At 72.3% G+C, this 18,690-nt stretch carries 15 protein-coding genes; 12 read left to right on the top strand and 3 right to left on the bottom strand.

Translation table 11 applies throughout. From position 1 onward, the window contains the following. The first annotated feature begins 44 nt into the window (after nt 1-44). The 9 genes from glgA to ACZ79I_RS04170 all read left to right on the top strand — a co-directional run bounded on the left by glgA (nt 45) and on the right by ACZ79I_RS04170 (nt 13,583). Nucleotides 45-1,205 carry a glycogen synthase gene (glgA, locus tag ACZ79I_RS04210; protein ID WP_471494178.1) on the top strand — a complete coding sequence of 387 codons (1,161 nt, stop codon included), beginning with the start codon at nt 45-47 and terminating at the stop codon, nt 1,203-1,205. 38 nt (nt 1,206-1,243) lie between these two features. Next, nucleotides 1,244-2,464, top strand: a complete 1,221-nt coding sequence (glgC, locus tag ACZ79I_RS04205; protein WP_471494176.1) for a glucose-1-phosphate adenylyltransferase — start codon at nt 1,244-1,246, stop codon at nt 2,462-2,464. 211 nt (nt 2,465-2,675) lie between these two features. After that, nucleotides 2,676-5,288, top strand: coding sequence for a PA14 domain-containing protein (locus ACZ79I_RS04200; RefSeq protein WP_471494174.1), 2,613 nt, complete (start codon nt 2,676-2,678; stop codon nt 5,286-5,288). Between the two features lie 54 nt (nt 5,289-5,342). Next, nucleotides 5,343-7,673, top strand: a complete 2,331-nt coding sequence (locus ACZ79I_RS04195) for a GH92 family glycosyl hydrolase (protein ID WP_471494172.1) — start codon at nt 5,343-5,345, stop codon at nt 7,671-7,673. Between the two features lie 146 nt (nt 7,674-7,819). Continuing rightward, nucleotides 7,820-9,181 (top strand): wax ester/triacylglycerol synthase family O-acyltransferase, encoded by a 1,362-nt coding sequence (locus tag ACZ79I_RS04190; RefSeq protein ID WP_471494170.1) that lies wholly within the window; start codon nt 7,820-7,822, stop codon nt 9,179-9,181. Nucleotides 9,182-9,559: 378 nt separating this feature from the next. Beyond that, entirely contained in the window at nt 9,560-11,050 is a 1,491-nt protein-coding gene (locus tag ACZ79I_RS04185; RefSeq protein WP_471494168.1) for an SDR family NAD(P)-dependent oxidoreductase, read from the top strand. Nucleotides 11,051-11,154: 104 nt separating this feature from the next. After that, the gene (locus ACZ79I_RS04180; RefSeq protein WP_471494166.1) at nt 11,155-11,388 is read left to right on the top strand and encodes a hypothetical protein; all 234 of its coding nucleotides are present in this window, start codon (nt 11,155-11,157) and stop codon (nt 11,386-11,388) included. A 218-nt stretch (nt 11,389-11,606) separates the two neighbouring features. Further along, on the top strand, nt 11,607-12,662 hold the full coding sequence (gene ku / locus ACZ79I_RS04175; protein ID WP_471494164.1) for a non-homologous end joining protein Ku: 1,056 nt from the start codon (nt 11,607-11,609) through the stop codon (nt 12,660-12,662). A gap of 216 nt (nt 12,663-12,878) precedes the next feature. Next, nucleotides 12,879-13,583, top strand: coding sequence for a nucleotidyltransferase domain-containing protein (locus tag ACZ79I_RS04170; RefSeq protein WP_471494162.1), 705 nt, complete (start codon nt 12,879-12,881; stop codon nt 13,581-13,583). Nucleotides 13,584-13,622: 39 nt separating this feature from the next. Here the strand turns inward: ACZ79I_RS04170 and ACZ79I_RS04165 are convergent, their stop codons facing one another. Next, on the bottom strand, nt 13,623-14,177 hold the full coding sequence (locus ACZ79I_RS04165; protein ID WP_471494160.1) for an HD domain-containing protein: 555 nt from the start codon (nt 14,175-14,177) through the stop codon (nt 13,623-13,625). Nucleotides 14,178-14,661: 484 nt separating this feature from the next. On the opposite strand from ACZ79I_RS04165, the gene ACZ79I_RS04160 reads away from it, so the two are divergent. The 3 genes from ACZ79I_RS04160 (at nt 14,662) to ACZ79I_RS04150 (ending at nt 17,019) form a co-directional block, all read left to right on the top strand. Continuing rightward, nucleotides 14,662-14,838 carry a hypothetical protein gene (locus tag ACZ79I_RS04160; RefSeq protein WP_471494158.1) on the top strand — a complete coding sequence of 59 codons (177 nt, stop codon included), beginning with the start codon at nt 14,662-14,664 and terminating at the stop codon, nt 14,836-14,838. A 53-nt stretch (nt 14,839-14,891) separates the two neighbouring features. After that, the gene (locus ACZ79I_RS04155) at nt 14,892-15,374 is read left to right on the top strand and encodes a GNAT family N-acetyltransferase (RefSeq protein WP_471494157.1); all 483 of its coding nucleotides are present in this window, start codon (nt 14,892-14,894) and stop codon (nt 15,372-15,374) included. A 121-nt stretch (nt 15,375-15,495) separates the two neighbouring features. Further along, nucleotides 15,496-17,019: an FAD-dependent oxidoreductase gene (locus ACZ79I_RS04150; RefSeq protein WP_471494155.1), complete on the top strand. Its 1,524-nt coding sequence runs from the start codon at nt 15,496-15,498 to the stop codon at nt 17,017-17,019. 8 nt (nt 17,020-17,027) lie between these two features. Here the strand turns inward: ACZ79I_RS04150 and ACZ79I_RS04145 are convergent, their stop codons facing one another. Beyond that, nucleotides 17,028-17,393, bottom strand: a complete 366-nt coding sequence (locus ACZ79I_RS04145) for a TraR/DksA family transcriptional regulator (protein ID WP_471494153.1) — start codon at nt 17,391-17,393, stop codon at nt 17,028-17,030. Between the two features lie 35 nt (nt 17,394-17,428). Continuing rightward, complete coding sequence (locus tag ACZ79I_RS04140; protein ID WP_471494151.1) at nt 17,429-18,613, bottom strand: alcohol dehydrogenase catalytic domain-containing protein; 1,185 nt, start codon at nt 18,611-18,613, stop codon at nt 17,429-17,431. Between the last annotated feature and the right edge of the window lie 77 nt (nt 18,614-18,690).

Here is an 18,690-nt window from a genome sequence, read left to right as displayed (position 1 = left end):
TGACCATGTGGGAATCGGCCAGGCGCTGCGACAGGGGGTTGCGGGTGCGTGTGGGACTGCTGACCCGGGAGTACCCGCCGGACGTGTACGGCGGCGCGGGCGTCCACGTCGAGTTCCTCGCCCGGGAGTTGCGTTCCCTCATCGACCTGGACGTGCACTGCTGGGGCGAGGGCGGCGCGGGCGGCGTCATGCGCCACCGGCCGTGGCCGGCCCTCGACAGCGCCAACGACGCCCTGCGCACCTTCTCCGTGGACCTGTCCATCGCCGCCGCCCTCCAGGGCCGCGAACTGGTCCACTCGCACACCTGGTACGCGAACCTGGCCGGCCACCTCGGCAAGCTGCTGTACGGCATACCGCACGTGGTGACCGCCCACTCGCTGGAGCCGCTGCGCCCCTGGAAGGCCGAGCAACTCGGCGGTGGATACGCCCTCTCCGGCTGGGCCGAGCGCACCGCGATCGAGGCCGCGGACGCCGTGATCGCCGTCTCCGGTGCCATGCGCGAGGACATCCTGGGCTGCTACCCGGCCCTCGACCCGGCCAGGGTCCACGTCGTGCACAACGGCATCGACACCACCCTCTACCGGCCCGACCACGGCACGGACGTCCTCTCCCGCTTCGGCGTCGACGCCGCCCGGCCCTACGTCCTGTTCGTCGGCCGCATCACCCGTCAGAAGGGCGTGCCCCAGCTGCTGCGCGCGGTACGGGACATCGACCCGGCGGCGCAGGTCGTGCTGTGCGCGGGCGCCCCGGACACCCCCGAGATCGACCGTGAGTTCCGCGAGCTCTTCGAGGAGTTGAGCGGAAGCCGGCCGGGAGTCCACTGGATCCCGAAGATGCTGCCGCGCCCGGACGTGATCCAGCTCCTGACCCACGCCGCCGTGTTCGTCTGCCCGTCGGTGTACGAACCGCTCGGCATCGTCAACCTGGAGGCGATGGCCTGCGGCACGGCCGTCGTGGCCTCACGCACCGGCGGCATCCCTGAGGTCGTGGACGACGGCCGTACCGGCCTGCTGGTCGACGTGGACGACGACTTCGAGAAGCAGCTCGCCCGCGCGCTCGATGCCGTCCTCGGCGACCCGGCGGCGGCCGGGCGCATGGGCGAGGCCGGACGCGAGCGCGCGGCACGGGAGTTCGGCTGGGACACGGTGGCCCGCCGCACGGTTCACCTGTACGAGGACGTCCTCGCGCAGGGGCGGTCACAGTGAGCGGAGAGCGGCACAACCGGGCGTAGAGGGGCGGCGGCATGCGGCGCGGAGGACCTTCGGTGCTGGGAATCGTACTGGCCGGCGGGGAGGGGAAGCGGCTGATGCCGCTGACCGCGGACCGTGCGAAACCGGCCGTGACCTTCGGCGGTACCTACCGCCTCGTCGACTTCGTCCTGTCCAACCTCGTCAACGCCGACATCCTGCGCATCTGCGTGCTCACCCAGTACAAGTCGCACTCTCTGGACCGGCACATCACCACCACCTGGCGGATGTCCAGCCTGCTGGGCAACTACGTCACCCCCGTCCCGGCCCAGCAGCGCCTCGGCCCGCGCTGGTACCTGGGCAGCGCCGACGCGATCCTGCAGTCGCTGAACCTGATCCACGACGAACAGCCCGAGTACGTGGCGGTGTTCGGCGCCGACCACGTCTACCGGATGGACCCGCGGCAGATGCTCGCGCAGCACATCGACAGCGGCGCGGGCGTGACCGTCGCGGGCATCCGGGTGCCGCGCGCCGAGTCCTCGTCGTTCGGCGTGATCGGCCCCGGTCCGGACGGACGGACCGTGGAGGGCTTCCTGGAGAAGCCGGCCGATCCGCCGGGCCTGCCGGACGACCCCGGGCGCGTCTTCGCCTCGATGGGCAACTACGTGTTCACCACCAAGGCACTGGTCGAGGCGCTCCAGCGGGACGCCGAGGACGGGAACTCGGTGCACGACATGGGCGGTTCGATCCTGCCCGCCCTCACCGACCGCGGCGAGGCGCAGTTGTACGACTTCGCCGGCAACCACGTGCCCGGTGAGACCAGCCGCGACCAGGGCTACTGGCGGGACGTGGGCACCCTGGACGCCTACTACGACGCCCACATGGACCTGATCGCGGAGCGGCCGGCCTTCAACCTCTACAACCGCAGCTGGCCGGTCTACACGCACTCCGGACAGCTGTCGCCGGCCCGTTTCAACGCGGGTGGCATCGCCGGGGAGTCGATCATCAGCGCCGGCTGTCTGATCCGGGGGCAGGTGACCCGGTCGGTGCTGTCCCCGGGCGTCGTGGTGGACCCGGGCGCCGTCGTCCAGGGATCGGTCCTGCACGACAACGTGCACGTCGGGCGGGGCGCGATCGTACGCGGAGCGGTCCTCGACAAGAACGTCGAGGTGCCGCCGGGTGCCACGATCGGCGTCAACCCCGAGCGGGACGCGGAGCTGTACACGGTGTCCGACGGCGGAGTGATCGCGCTGGGGAAGGGGCAGCGCGTCTTCTAGGCGGGGAGGCGGGGAGGCGGGGAGGCGGGGAGGCGGGGAGGCGGCCGCTCCGACGGTCGCCGGCCCGCCAGGGGGTGGCTTGTCATGTCCTATGCAGGGCGCGGGATCCGTGCTGTCATGCCAACGGCCGTGACTGACAACGTTGTACCGCCCTCGCCGCGCGCCTCACACCCCCCGCCCCAGCCGTCACCGTCCTCACCGAGGAGGATCCGTGCGCATCAGACGAATCGGAGACCGGCCCGCACTGCTCCTGGCCGCGGCGCTCGCCCTCGCCGGGCTGACCGCGGCGAGACCCGCGCCCGCCCCGGCGGCCGGCGATCCGGTGGAGATCCACGGCCTGAAGGGCGACTACTACACCCAGTCCGCCCCCGGAGCCTTCGACTCCGGCGCGCTCAAGGCGACCGGATTCGACCCGAGCCTCGACTTCGCCGACCTGGAACCCCGGCTGCGCTTCACCACGCGCCAGGACAACGATGTCAGCGTCCGCTGGACCGGAAAGATCGTCCCGTCGGCCACCGGCCCCACCACCTTCTCGATCACCGGCGACAACGGATTCCGCCTCTGGATCGGCGGCCGGCTCGTCATCGACCACTGGGTGGACGACTGGGACCGCGAACAGACCTCCGGCCCCGTCGAGTTGACGGCGGAACACGCTTACGACATCAAGGTCGAGTACTTCGAGCACTACGGCGGCTCCAACCTCCACGTCCGCTGGACCTCGCCCGGCGGCACCAAGGCGCCCGTTCCGCAGTCGGCCTTCCGCCTGCCCGACGGCTACGACTACGACGGCGCGGTCGCCACCACCGTCCGCGCCGACGGACGCAGCCTCCGGCTCGACTTCGCCCGGCCCCTGTCCGCACCGCCCGCCTCGGTCACCGACCACATCGAGGCGGTGATCGGCGGCGCCAGATGGCCCCTGGGCAGGGCGACACGGGACCCCGCCGACCCCAGGACCCTGCTCATCGCGCTGAAGGAGCCGGTCGTCGGCAACAGGACGGGGACCGCACGCGGTACGGCCGACCTGCGCTACGACGGACGGGGCGGCCTGAGCGCCGGCTCCCACGCCGTCGGCGCGTTCTGGAGCAGCGGCCCCAACCGGTCCGCGTACGAACTCCGCACGCGCTGGGCCGACCGGGTCGGACCGCGCAACGCCCACCCCGAGTACCCGCGCCCCCAGCTCACCCGTGCCGCCTGGCGAAACCTCAACGGACGCTGGCAGTTCGCCTCGGCCCGGGCCGGCGAACAGCCGCCGTTCGGCCGGGACCTCCCCGAGCGCATCCTCGTTCCGTACCCCGTGGAATCCCAGCTCTCCGGCCTGGAGCGGCACGAGGAGCGCATGTGGTACCGCCGGACGTTCACCGTCCCCGACGGCTGGCGCATCGGATCCGGCACGCGCCTGAGGCTCAACTTCGGTGCCGTCGACTGGCGGGCCGAGGTGTACGTCAACGGCACCGAGGTCGCGCGGCACCAGGGCGGCTACGACAAGTTCAGCGCCGACGTCACCGACGCGCTGAGGCCCGGCCGCACCCAGGAACTCGTCGTCGGCGTGTACGACCCGACCGACGCGGCCACCGGTGAGAACCCGCCGGTCGGCAAGCAGCGCCTCGACCCCGGCGGCATCTGGTACACCCCGACCTCGGGCATCTGGCAGACGGTCTGGATGGAGCCGGTGGCCGCCGACCACATCGACTCGCTCAAGCTGACACCCGACCTCGGCCACGGCCGACTCGCCGTCGGGACAAGGGGGATCCGCGACGGCCTGCCGGTCACGGCCACCGCGTACGACCACGGACGCCCGGTCGCCACCGTGCGCGGGCGCACCGGGCAGCCCCTGCGGCTGACCCTGCGCCGGCCGCACCTGTGGTCCCCGGACGACCCGTTCCTCTACGGCCTCGTGGTGCGGGCCGGCGCCGACCGGGTGGGCAGCTACTTCGGTATGCGCTCGATCGCCGTCGAGAAGATCGACGGCACTCCCCGCACCGTCCTCAACGGCACACCGGTCTTCATGATGGCCACCCTCGACCAGGGGTTCTGGCCCGACGGCCTGTACACCGCGCCCACCGACGAGGCCCTCGCGTACGACCTGCGGACGCACAAGGAACTGGGCTTCAACGCCGTCCGCAAGCACATCAAGGTGGAGCCCGACCGCTGGTTCTACTGGGCGGACCGGCTCGGGCTGCTGGTGTGGCAGGACATGCCCGCGATGACCGCCGGGACCGACCCGGGTGCGGCGGCGCGCGCCGAGTACGAGCGCGAGATGAAGAAGATGATCGACGAGCACATCAGCAGCCCGTCGGTCGTCATGTGGGTCACCTTCAACGAGGGCTGGGGCCAGTACGACCAGGCCCGCATCGCCGACCAGGCCAAGGAATGGGACCCCGGCCGGCTGGTCGACGGCATGTCGGGCCTCAACCTCGGGGCCGACGGCGGCACCGGGGACGTCATGGACGAGCACGGCTACCCCAGCCCCGCGCTGCCGCCGCACCCCGACGGGAGACGGGCCCTGGTCAGTGGCGAGTACGGCGGTCTGGGGCTCGCGGTGCCCGGCCACGCCTGGTCGGTGCAGCAGTCGTACGTCGAGGTCGACCCGGCCACCTACACCGACGACTACCTCGCGAGGCTCGACGAGGTGCGCCGGCTGGTCTGCCAGGGCGGCAACGGCGCGGTCTACACCCAGATCACCGATGTCGAGGGCGAACTCAACGGGCTGCTCACCTACGACCGCGCCGTCCTGAAGCCGGATGCCGCGCGGCTGCGGGCCGCGCACGAGGCGCTGATCCGCGACGCGTCACGGGCCGACCCGGCGGGTTGCCCGGGAAACTGACGTCCCGCCAGCACCATGTGCACAACGATGTCGATCCTCCGGAGGTCTTCCGAGATGAGATGGACCCGGCGCCTGCGTCTGTGCGCCGCGGGCGCGGTGGCGGCCTCGGCGCTGTTCTCCCCGCCGGCCGCGCACGCCGCCGAGCAGAACGACGGCGGGCTCACCGACCTGGTCAACCCCTTCATCGGCACCCAGAACGAAGGCAACACCTATCCCGGTGCCGCCGTGCCCTTCGGCATGGTGCAGTTCTCGCCGGACACCGGGCACAACACCGGTTACGACTACACCCAGCACCGGATCCGCGGCTTCTCCCTGGTCCACCTCTCCGGCGTCGGCTGCGCCATCGGAGGGGACCTGCCCGTGCTGCCGACCACCGGCGACGTCGACGAGACGGACTACGCCAAGTACGCGGCCGCCTTCGACCACGCCGACGAGCAGGCGAGTCCCGGCTACTACCGGGTCGGACTGGACAGCGGCATCGAGGCCGAACTGACCGCGACCGAGCGCACCGGCGTGCAGCGCTACACGTTCCCGGCCACCGACAAGGCGAACGTGCTGCTCAACGCCGGTCAGTCACTGCACAGGAACGTCTCTTCCAAGGTGGAGATCCTCGACGACCACACCGTGCGCACGCAGATCACGGGCAGCGGTTTCTGCCGCTCCACCCGGCCGTACACGGTGTACACGCTCACCCGCTTCAACCGGCCGTTCACGGCGCACGGGACGTGGTACCAGGACTCGATCACCCAGGGCGCGACGACATCGTCGGGCCCCGGGCGCAACGGCGCCTACGTCACGTTCGACACGACCGAGGACCGCACCGTCGAGGCCACCACCGCGCTGTCGTACGTCGACGCGCGTGGCGCCGAGGTCAATCTCCGTGCCACGCACGAGCGTTCGTTCACCCAGGTGCGGGAGGCCGCCCGCCGGGCGTGGGAGGACCGCCTCGACGACGTCCGCGTGCGGGGCGGCGGCGAGACCCGGCGCAGGACCTTCTACTCGTCCCTGTACCGGTCCTTCCTCGCGCCGAACATCGGCAGCGACGCGGACGGCCGCTACACCGGCTGGGACCAGAAGGTCCACCGCGCGGTCGGCTTCACCTACTACCAGAACTGGTCCCTGTGGGACACCTACCGCACCCAGGTCCAGCTGCTGTCCCTGCTCGCGCCGCGCCAGGCCCGCGACATGGCGGTCTCCCTGCTCAAGGTCGACGAGCAGGGCGGCTGGCTGCCCAAGTGGGGCTACGGCACGGTCGAGACGAACATCATGAGCGGCGACCCGGTCACCCCGTTCCTCACCCACGCCTACCAGCAGGGACTGCTCAAGGGATACGAGGAGCGGGTCTACCGCGCGCTCAGGAAGAACGCCGACGGCGTCCCGCCCGCCGACACCATGTACGTGGGCCGCGAGTCCAACCGCGAGTACATCGCCGACGGCTTCGCGCCGTACGTCAAGGACCGCCCGTACCACAAGCCCGGTGACTCCGACTACCACCACGGCGGGTCGGTCACGCTGGAGTACGCGCTGTCCGACGCGATGCTCGCCCGGATGGCACGCGCCCTGGGACACGACGCCGACGCGGAGCGCTATGCCGCCCGGTCGCGCTCCTACCGCCACCTCTTCGACCCCTCGACCGGCTTCTTCCGGGCACGGGACGCCTCCGGAGCGTTCGCCGGACCGGCCGACCCGGCGAAGAGCGAGGGCTTCCACGAGGGCACGGCCTGGCAGTACCAGTGGCTCGTGCCGCAGGACCTGCCGGGCATGGTCGGCCTCATCGGCGGCCGGCAGGCGGCGAACGACCGGCTCGACGCGTTCTTCGCCTACGACCGGCTGCTCAGGGATCCGGCGCGGACCGCGCGCGAGACCTGGGTGAACGGACCGTACGCCTACTACAACGCGGACAAGTACAACCCGCAGAACGAGCCCGACCTCATCGCCCCCTACACGTACCTCTCGACCGGGCAGCCGTGGAAGACCACGGACGTGGTGCACGCGGCGCTGACCCTCTTCACCGACGGCCCGACCGGCATGACCGGCAACGACGACCTCGGCACGATGTCCGCCTGGGACGTGCTCTCGTCGATCGGCATCTTCCCCGTGCAGCCCGGCTACCCCACCTGGGGGCTGACCACGCCCGTGTTCGACCGGGTCGACCTGGTCCTGGACCGGGCCTACTACCCGCGCGGCGGGCTGACCATCACCGCGCCGGGCACCTCCGACGACGAGCGCTACATCCAGGGGGTGCGCGTCGGCGGGAACGCCTACGAACGGACGTACGTCACCACCGACACACTGCGCCGTCTGGGAACACTGGAGTTCACGGTCGGCGCGCGGCCGTCCGAGTGGGGCACGGCGCCGGACGCCGCGCCGCCCGTACTGACGTGACCTCGTGTGTCCCATGGGTCCCGCCCTTCTCCGAGGGGCGGGACTTCACGACATGTTAACTGTACGTAGCCTGATCGTACTTGACCGTAATCGTTGGTCGGAGGTTGACTTCTTGCTTCCCTTTACCGTCGACGCGAGGCAAGCCATTGACTTCTGACCTGCTCGCACCACTCGACCTGGCGTTCTGGAACATCGAGTCCGCCCGGCACCCGATGCACCTCGGTGCCCTCGGCGTGTTCTCGTGCCACTCGCCCACCGCCGGTGCGCACGCCGCCGACCTGCTCGCGGTCCGGGCCGCGGCGGTGCCCGGGCTGCGCATGCGCATCCGTGACGTCTGGCTGCCGGACGTACGCCTGCCGCGCGACCTCGCCGATGTGCGCCTCCCGCTCGCCCTCGGCGGCGCCGCCCGCGAACCCGCGCCCGACTTCGACCCGCTCGACCATGTGCGGCTGCACGCACCCACCGCCGACTTCCACGCCGTGGCCGGGCGGCTCATGGAACGGCCGCTGGAGCGTGGCCGGCCGCCCTGGGAGGCGCACGTGATGCCGGGGGAGTCCGGCACCTCCTTCGCGGTGCTCTTCAAGTTCCACCACGCGCTCGCCGACGGACTGCGCGCCCTGACACTGGCGGCCGCCGTGATGGACCCGACGGACCTGCCCGAACCCCGCCCGCGCCGCCCGGAACCCGCCCGCGGCCGCCTCCCCGGCATGCGGCGGCTCTCCGGCCTGCTGCGCGGCACGCTCGCCGACGTGGGACGCGCCTTCGACATCGGCGCCTCGGTCGCCCTGTCCACCCTCGGCATGTCCTCCTCCTCGGCGTTCACGTCCGGGCCCAGCGGCACCCGGCGCACCGCCGGAGTCGTCGTCGACCTCGACGAGGTGCACCGGGTGCGCAAGGCGGAGGGCGGCACGGTCAACGACGTGCTCATCGCCGTCGTCGCGGGAGCCCTGCGCCGCTGGCTGGACGAACGCGGCGACGGCAGCGCGGGCGTCGCGCCGCGCGCCCTGATCCCCGTCTCCAACCGCCGCCCGCGTACCGCCCACCCACAGGGCAACCGGCTCTCCGGCTACCTGATACGGCTCCCGGTCGGCGACCCGGACCCGCTGGAGCGGCTGCGGATGGTCCGCACGGCCATGGACCGCAACAAGGACGCCGGGCCGAACCGGGGCGCGGGCGCCGTGGCGCTGCTCGCCGACCACGTTCCCGCGCTGGGCCACCGGCTGGGCGGACCGCTGGTCAGCCAGGCCGCCCGGCTGTGGTTCGACATCCTGGTCACCAGCGTGCCGCTGCCGAGCCTGGGCCTCAGGCTCGGCGGCAACCCGCTCGTCGAGGTCTTTCCGCTGGCCCCGCTGGCCCGCGGGCAGTCCCTGGCGGTGGCGATCTCGACGTACCGCGGGCGTGTGCACTTCGGGTTCGTCGCCGACGGCCGGGCGGTGCCGGACCTCGGCCTGCTGGCACGCGCGGTGTCGGAGGAGGTGCAGACCCTGCTGGCGGCCTGCCGCACCTAGGCAACCCACCGGCCCCGGCACCCCGGGCACGGCCCCCCGCCGTGCCCGGCGGCGGGCCGCTCGCGCGGGGGCCGCTCCCGGGGCGGGGGCGGTTCGGTGACGGGGGCCCTCCCGGGACAGGGTCCGCCGCGGCCGGAGGCGTTGCCGCGGCGGGGCGTCCCGGTGGCGGGGTCGGCTCGTGGCTCGGTTGCCTCGTGGCTCGGTCGGCCCGCGGCTCGTGCCGGTCGGCGAGCGGGCGTCGTCCGCGCCCTGTGCCGGTCACCACCAGCGTCCCTGATCACCGCGGGTTTGGTGACCGGGCCCGGCGCTCCGTAAGATTCCCCGTTCGAAAGCGGGCGCGGTGGAGCGCTGCGCGGGAGAGCGAGGAACGGCAGCGCGATGACGGTGACAGAGGACGGTCCGGCGGGCGGCGGGTCGGCGGCCACGGACGAGATGTCGTACGGGCCCGGCATCGATCCGGAGCGCCTGGCCGTCTGCCTCAGCGTGCTGGAGGAGCTCGACGGGCTGGACGTCGACCACCCCGACGCGGTCACGGTGCGGCGGGCCACCTCGCACATCTACCGCACGGTCAAGCAGCGCCGCCGCCAGGAGCGCAGGGCCGCCAAGACCGCCCACGACAAGGCGGTCACCGAGGCCACGGCGACCGGGTCCGCGCAGCGCATCGACGACGAGACCGAGGGCATCCTGCCGTCCTCGGCCACCGAGGCCGGCCGGATCGCCGGAATACTCCAGCGCCCGCGCTCCTGCTATGTGTGCAAGACCCGCTACCACGAGGTGGACTACTTCTACCACCAGCTCTGCCCGGCGTGTGCCGACGAGAACCGGGCCCGCCGCGACGCCCGCGCCGACCTCACCGGCAAGCGCGCGCTGCTCACCGGCGGCCGTGCCAAGATCGGCATGTACATCGCGCTGCGCCTGCTGCGGGACGGCGCCCACACCACGATCACCACGCGCTTCCCGAACGACGCGATCCGCCGTTTCAAGGCACAGCCCGACAGCGACGAGTGGATCCACCGGATGAAGATCGTCGGGATCGACCTGCGCGACCCCGCACAGGTCGTGGCGCTCGCCGACTCGGTGGCCGCCGAGGGCTCGCTGGACATCCTGATCAACAACGCCGCCCAGACCGTGCGCCGCTCCGCGCAGGCGTACAGCGAACTGGTGGCCGCCGAGTCGGCACCGCTGCCGGCGGGCGAGCTGCCGTCCGCCGAGGTCATCGGCGCGTTCGGCTCCGGGGCCGTGGCGGCGCTGCCGGTGGCCGGCGGCGGTGCGCTGAGCGCTCAGGACGTCACCGGTCTCGCGCTGGTCTCCGGCTCGGCCTCCCTGGCGCGGATCGAGGCCGGCACGGCGATCGACGCCGGGGGGCTCGTCCCCGACCTGGACGACACCAACAGCTGGGTCCAGGCGGTGGAGGAGGTGACGCCGGTGGAGCTGCTGGAGGTCCAGCTCTGCAACTCCACGGCGCCGTTCATCCTGATCAGCCGCCTGCGGACGGCGCTGGCCGCCTCCCCGGCCCGGCGCACGTACATCGTGAACGTCTCCGCGATGGAGGGCGTCTTCAGCCGCGGCTACAAGGGCGCCGGCCATCCGCACACCAACATGGCCAAGGCCGCCCTGAACATGCTCACCCGGACCAGCGCGGAGGAGATGTTCCAGAAGGACGGCATCCTGATGACCGCCGTCGACACCGGGTGGATCACCGACGAGCGCCCGCACCCGGACAAGATCCGGCTGGCGGACGCGGGCTTCCACGCTCCGCTGGACCTCGTCGACGGCGCGGCACGGGTATACGATCCGATTGTGCGCGGTGAACAGGGAGAAGACCTGTACGGCGTCTTCCTGAAGGACTACGCGCCCGGCAAGTGGTGAGCCGGGAGGCGGTCCGGAGGCGGTGACGCGCCGACCCTGGCGCGTGACCTGGCGCCGGCTGGGAACCCGGACCCTGGTGAGTACCGCGCAAGGAGGTCCGTCTCATGGCCACTGAACACGACATCGATCCGCGTGCCGCCGACGATCCCCGCAACGTGTACCCGACCGACGAGCAGTTCTACTCGGCCGACCGTCCGGAGCACCCGGTCCTGCCCGAGGACCGGCCGCGCGGGGGTGGCCCCGCCGCTCCGGCGAAGCACCGCGGGACCTGGGCCACCGTGGCAATGGTCGCCGGCATCATCCTGCTGATCCTCGCCGGAATCGCGCTGTTCCCGTGAGGGGTCGCAGCAGCAGCGCATGACCGCATCCCGCAATGAGTGATCGCGTCCGGTCCCGGACCGCCCGGGAACGGGCGCGATCAGCGTGTCCGGCGCCTCCGCCGGCGCGCCGTGGACGAGCCGGCCGCGGTCCCGTGCGCACGGCCGGCTCCCCAGAGTGCCCGTGCACCCGCCCGACCGTAGGCTGATCCTGCTCGGGGCTCGCACGGAGGTGTGTCATGCCCCGGAACATCTGGTCGGGTGCCATCAGCTTCGGCCTGGTCACCATCCCGGTCAACGTCGTCGCCGCGACGGAGGACCACAGCGTCCGCTTCCACCAGTACCACCTTCAGGACATGGGCCGGGTGCGCGTGCGCAAGTTCTGCGAGATCGAGGACCGGGAGGTCGCGCAGGACGAGATCGGCAAGGGCTACGAGATCGCCAAGGACCAGGTCGTCACCGTCCTCGACGAGGAACTGCGCGAGCTTCCCCTGCCGACGGCCCGGGCCATCGAGATCGCCGCCTTCGTGCCGGTCGAGTCGATCGATCCCATCCGTATCGGGGAGGGCTACTACCTGCAGGCGTCCGGAGAGGTCGCCGCGAAGCCGTACGCGCTGCTGCGCAAGGCGCTGGAGCGGACGTCGAAGGCCGCGGTGGCCAAGTTCGCCTGGCACGGCAGGGAGCGGCTCGGTCTGCTCCGCGTCCGCGACGAGGCGATCGTGCTGCACGCGATGCGGTGGCCGGACGAGATCCGCGACCCCTCCGAACTGGCGCCCGCGGCGGTGAGGATGTCGGACCGGGAGATCGACGAAGCCGGGCACCTCATCGACCGCATGACCCGCGAGGACCTCGAAGGGCCCGATTTCGTCGACCACTACACCGAGGCTCTGGAAGAGATCATCGAGGCGAAGCGCGAAGGCCATGCCCCGCCCGAGGCCCCGGAACCGGAGGCGGCGCCGGGCAGGGTGCTGGATCTGATGTCCGCGCTCCAGGAGTCCGTGCGCAGGGCACAGGAGTCCAGGGGCGAGACCGGTACCGCGGACGTGCACGAGCTGCCGGCGAGGGAAGGTGCCGGGACGGGTGCGGGGAAGAGGAAGCCGGCCGGGAAGGCGACCGCGGGGAGGGCCGCGAAGAAGACGGCCGCGAAGAAGACGGCCGAGGGGAAGGCGGTCGAGGGGAAGACGGCCGGGACGAAGACGGCCGGGACGAAGACAGCGGGGACGAAGACGGCCCAGAAGAAGACCGCCGCCGAGAAGACGGCGGTGAAGAAGACGGCGCGCCGCCGCAGCGCCTGACCGGCCACGGGCGGGACACGCGGCCCACGCCGGCCCACGCCGGCCCACGCCAGCCCACGCCGGCCCACGCCGGCGCGCGTGCGGCGCGCCGGGGAGCGGTCACGGACGGGAAATCCCGGTGACCGGGGTCCCTCCCCGGGACCACAATGAGCAGTCGCGCACCAGTTCGACAGCGGTGTGTGTCGACCATCGCTCGACCCGAGGAAGGCGCCGACCGTGACCGTCCCCAACGTCCTGCTGTCCGGCATCGTCGGCTCGACCGCGTACGGGCTCGCCCACGCGGGCTCCGACGTGGACCGGCTCGGCATGTTCGCGGCGCCCACCGAGACGCTGCACGGTCTGCACCGGCCGCAGGAGTCCCACGTCAGCACGGCCCCGGACCGCACGCTGCACGAGGCTGCGAAATGGTGCAGGCTCGCGCTCGGAGGCAACCCGACCGCCATGGAACTCGTCTGGCTGCCCCCGGAGTTGTACGAGGTGCGGACGCCGCTCGGCGACGAGCTGATCGGCCTCCGTACGTCGTTCCTGTGCGCCGCGCGCGTCCGTGACGCCTATCTCGGCTATGCCACCCAGCAGTTCAGGCGCCTCGAAGCCCGTGGCGACGGCTCCTTCTCCGCGGACACCCGCAGACGTACCGCCAAGCACGCCCGCCACCTCAAGCGGCTGTGCCACCAGGGCCTGGAACTGTACGCCACCGGGCGGCTGACGATCCGCGTGGAGAACCCGCAGGAGTTCCATGACTTCGGGGAGCGCGTGGCCGCCGACCCCGCGGTCGCGCTGCCCCTGCTGCGGTTCTACGAGAACGCCTTCGCCGAGACGCGCGGCGCACTCCCGGACCGGCCCGACGAGGCCGCGGTCGAGGCGTGGCTGCGCCGTGTTCGCGCCCACTTCTACGTGTCCGGCGGCGCGCGGGCGAGCTGATCGCCCGCCGCCCGCCGGAGCGTCGGCGGGTCCTGGCGGCTAGCCCGCGGCACCCGGCCGGGCATGCCGGGCCGCCACCAGTTCCAGCACCGGGCGCCAGTCCTCCATCACGCCGGGATCGAGGCCGGCCGCGGTGGCCGCCTCGTCCGCGTGCCGCAGGGTGATGGCGTCGTCGGCCAGCGGATCGCGTTCGAACGCGTCCGCCTCCACGGGCGTCATCGGCCCGCCCTGCCGGTTCAGGGCCGGTGCGCTCCAGGGGGACGGCCCGCGTCCCGGTGTCATCGCGGCCAGATAGCGCTGGGCGGCCACGTGCAGACGCACCAGACGGGAGACGCGTTCGCCGAGCAACGGCCGTACGGCGTCGGCCGCGTGGTCGGCGTGCCCGGTGGTGTCGCCCGGCCGCAGCAGATGCCCGATGTCGTGCACCAGGCCCGCGACCTGGAGTTCCTTGTCCGCCGGCCGGCTTCGGCGCAGCAGCGCCGCGGTCTGCAGGGCGTGGTCGTGCAGATCGACCCGACCGCCGGCCGGGGCGTCCCGCCCGCCCCGGCAGGCGTGCAGCAGATCCATCAGCTCCTCGACGCTGCGCAGCTCCATGCGTCAGTCCTCCCGCGAGAACAGCCGTTGCCCGCGGCCAGCAGATCAGGGAGAGCTTGCGACCCGGCCAACGGGACCTGAACTGAGTACCGTCCGTGCCCGTCCGCACTCCGGTGGCGCGGCGACGAGTTCGGCTGCTGCTCCGAACGGGGGGTGCGTAAGCGGGCATAAGGCATCAAACCCGCTGAGAATGGGGCCTGGTGTGCGGAAGATGACTCTGGACAGTTACCTGGTTGTTTCAGCCCCATCGAGCGGACGCCCGCTCATTTGGTTAATCTGGAGGGGACGGACAGCCTTTCGGGGTTACACCCACACCCATGGTCCGTCCCGGGACAAGCCGGCCACCACGGCATGCTCTCGCACGAGTTGCCGGCGCCACCGCGTCCGACCTGTATTTCGACTCAGACCCGACAGGACGCACGGGGCACAGCGGCAGCTGGGCCGGTGCAGTCCCGAGGGTTACCCGACACAAGAGGAGTGCGCGGTGACACCGGAGAAGACGAACAGCGATCAGGGCCCCGAGGAACGCATCGAGCGCGGGGGCCGCCGGACGGAGAAGGAACTCGGGAGCCTGGAGGTGTGGGCCAGGTCCGCCCCGATCCGGCTGGCCGGCTACGAGGACGACCTCGCCGAGCCCCACATCCTGCCGAGCGTCGACTGACCTCGCGAGACCCTGGTGATCGCTGACGGCATGGGCGTGCCGGACTCGCGCCCATGCTGATCAGACGAGCCGCGGCCGACGACTGGCCGCGGATCTGGCCTTTCTGGCACCGGATCGTCGCCGCCGGTGAGACCTACTCCTGGGACCCGGAGACCACCGAGGAGGCCGCCCGCGCCCTGTGGACGGCCCCGGCCAAGCGCGTGTACGTGGCGGAGGACGACACCGGAGCGATCGTCGGCTCGGCCTACCTCACCCCCAACTACGGTGGCCCCGCGTCCCGTATCGCCAACGCGGGCTTCATGGTCGACCCGGACCGCGCGGGCCGCGGCATCGGCCGCGCCCTCGCCGAGCACGTGCTGGCCGCGGCGAAGGCCGAGGGGTACCGCGGCATGGTCTTCAACGCCGTCGTCGAGACCAATCCCGCGGTGACGCTGTGGACCTCCCTGGGCTTCACCGTCCTGGGCACGGTTCCGGAGGCGTACGACCACCCCCGGTTCGGGAGGGTGGGGCTGCACATCATGTACCGGGCGCTCTAGACCCCGTCGCCGGGGGCGCCGACGGGGACCCGGACCCTATCGGTCGTACTGGCGTTCGGGTGGGTGCCATCGCCCCGCTCGCGCCGCGCTTCGCGGCTCCCGCCCAGGGAACTCGGCCCCCATGAGCGAGCACACCGGCACCCAGGTGTCGTACTGGATCGAGACGGCGCCGGGCGCGCCCCGTCCGGCCCTCACCGAGGACATCCGCGTCGACGTGGCCGTGATCGGAGCGGGTATGGCGGGGCTCAGCACCGCCTGGGAAGTGGCGCAGAGCGGACGGAGCGTCGCCGTGCTGGAGGCCGGCCGGCTCGCCGCCGGCGTCACCGGCCACACGACGGCCAAGCTCACCGCCCTGCACACCCTCGTCTACGAACGACTCCGCCGCACGCGCGGCAGCGACGGCGCGCACCTGTACGGCCGCTCCCAGGCGGAGGCGATCCGCAGGGCCGCGGAACTCGTGGACGACCTCGGCATCGACTGCGACTGGGAGGACGCACCGGCCTACACCTACACCCAGGACCACGACCGTGTTCCCGAGCTGCGTGCCGAGGCCGAAGCCGCGCGGGAGGCGGGGCTGCCCGCCGAGTTCGTCACCGGCACGGGCCTGCCCTTCCCGGTGGCGGGAGCCGTGCGGATGGCCGACCAGGTCCAGTTCCATCCGCGCAAGTACCTCCTCGCCCTCGCCGAGGAGCTGACGCGCCGCGGCGCGCGGCTGTACGAAGGCACCCGCGTGGTCGGCCTGCACGAAGGCGAGCCCTGCCGCCTGAGCACCGAGGAGGGCCGCACGGTCACCGCGCGTGATGTCGTCGTGGCCACCCACTACCCGGTCTTCGACCGCGCGCTGCTCTTCGCCCGGCTGTCCCCCCGACGGGAGCTCGTCCTGACGGCGCCGATCGATCCCGGGCGCGACCCCCACGGCATGTACATCACCCCGGAAGAGAACACCCGTTCCCTGCGGACCGCCCCCTACCGGGACGGCGGGCGCCTGCTGGTCGTCACCGGCGAACACTTCACCCCCGGCACGGCGGACCCCGAAGAGCGCTTCGGCCGGCTGGCCGACTGGGCCACCCGGCATTTCGGGCCGCTCGACTTCGCCCACCGCTGGGCCACCCAGGACAACGACTCCACGGACACCGTGCCGCTCGTCGGCCCGCTGCACGCGGCGAGCCGCCACGCCTACGTCGCCACCGGCTTCGGCGGCTGGGGCCTCAGCGGCGGAATCATGGCGGGGCTCCTGCTCTCCGCCCTGATCGACGGCCGGGAACCGCCGTGGACCAGGCTGTACGACCCGCGCCGGGTGGCCAGCGTGCTGCGGGAAGGGCCCGCCTTCCTCAAGCACCAGGCCCAGGTGGCACGACACTTCGTGGGCGACCGGCTGGCACCGCTGGCCGGCGGCCCGGTCGACGGCATCGCCCCCGGGGACGGTGCGGTGACCCGCGTCGGCACCCACGTGCGCGCCGTCTCCCGCGACACCTCCGGGCAGCTGCACGCCGTGTCGGCACGGTGCACGCACCTGGGCTGCCTGGTCGCCTTCAACCGCGCGGAGCAGGCATGGGAATGCCCCTGCCACGGCTCCCGCTTCGACGTCGAGGGCCGCGTCCTTCAGGGCCCCGCCACCCGGCCGTTGCCGCGGCGGGACCTCTGAGGCCGCCCTCAGGGCCCTGCGCCTGCGGCCGCCCGGGCGCAGACGATGCAGACCTCCGTGTGCGGCAGCGCCAGCAGACGGTCCCGGTCGATGGCGCCACCGCAGGCCGCGCACCGGCCGAAGCCGGGTGTCCCCACACGGCGCAGCGCGGCGAGGACCTGGTCCAGCAGCGTCCGCGCGCGCCGGGCGTCCGCCCGCAGACGGGCGAGTGCCGTCACCTTGGCGCCCGCATCGGCCGCGTCGAGGTCGCAGTCGGCGGAGAGGACGGACATCCTCGCCTCGGCCGCCGAGAGGTCCTCGCGCAGCGTGTCCGCCTCGGCGGTGAGCCGGTCGGTGAGGTCCCTGAGGTCGTCGGTGGACAACGTCACCGGCATGGGTGCTCCTTCTGGCGTCGGGACGGTACGCGGGATCAGGGGCGGAGGAGGGTCTTGACCATCCCGTCCTCCTTGGCCTGGAACATCGCGTACGCCTTGGGCCCGTCCTCCAGCGGCATGTCGTGCGTCTTGAAGGTGTCCACCCCGAGCGGATCCTCGTCCGTGAGCAGCGGGAGGATCTCCTCCACCCACCGCCACACGTTCGCCTGGCCCATGCGCACCTGGATCTGCTTGTCGAACATCGTCAGCAGCGGCATGGGGCTCGCGGCCCCGCCGTACACCCCGGAAACGGAGACGGTGCCGCCCCGGCGCACCAGGTCGAGGGCCGCGTGCAGCGCCCCCAGCCGGTCCACCCCGGCGTGCTCCATCAGGGGCTGAGCCACGGCGTCGGGCAGCAGGCCCGTCACCCACTGCGCCGCCTTGACCAGCGGTGCACCGTGCGCCTCCATGCCGACGGCATCGATCACGGCGTCCGCGCCCCGCCCGTCGGTCAGTTCCCGCACGGCCTCGGTCAGGTCCTTTCCGTGCCGGCGGACGTCGAAGCACGTGACCCCCCGGGCGGCGGCGCGCTCCAGCCGCTCGTCCACCAGGTCCACCCCGATGACCAGGCCCGCGCCGCGGTGCCGGGCGACGCGGGTGCACATGTCGCCGATCGGGCCCAGGCCCAGCACGGCCACGCTGCCGCCCTCGGGCACCGCCGCGTACTCCACGGCCTGCCAGGCGGTGGGCAGGACGTCCGACAGGTAGACGTAGCGGTCGTCCGGCGGTCCTTCGGGCACCTTGATGGGCAGCTTGTCGCCGAACGGCACCCGCAGCAGTTCGGCCTGCCCGCCCGGCACCTGCCCGTACAGCTTGGTGTACCCGAACAGGGCGGCGCCGGTTCCCCGCTCCCTGACCTGGGTCGTCTCGCACTGCGAGTGCAGGCCCTGGTCGCACATGAAGCAGTCGCGGCAGCAGACGTTGAACGGAATGACCACCCGGTCGCCCGGCTTGAGCGAGTGCACCTGCGGGCCGACCTCCTCGACCACGCCCATGGGTTCGTGCCCCAGGATGTCGCCCGGGTCGATGTAGGGGCCGAAGAGCTCGTACAGGTGGAGGTCGGAACCGCAGATACCGGTGGACGTGATCCGCACGATGACGTCGTCGGGCTTCTCGATCCGGGGGTCGGGGACGGTCTCCACCCGGACGTCCCGCCTGCCCTGCCAGGTCAGTGCTCGCATCGCTGTGCTCCTCGGGTCTCGCGTGTCCGCGTCGGTGCGGGCCCACCGAGTCCCCCGGGGCGGGCGGTCGACACCCG

It is taken from the genome of Streptomyces sp. PSU-S4-23 (genome assembly GCF_055632315.1).
Note: the sequence above shows the minus strand (reverse complement) of the source record. Positions and strands in the feature narration are given on the sequence as shown.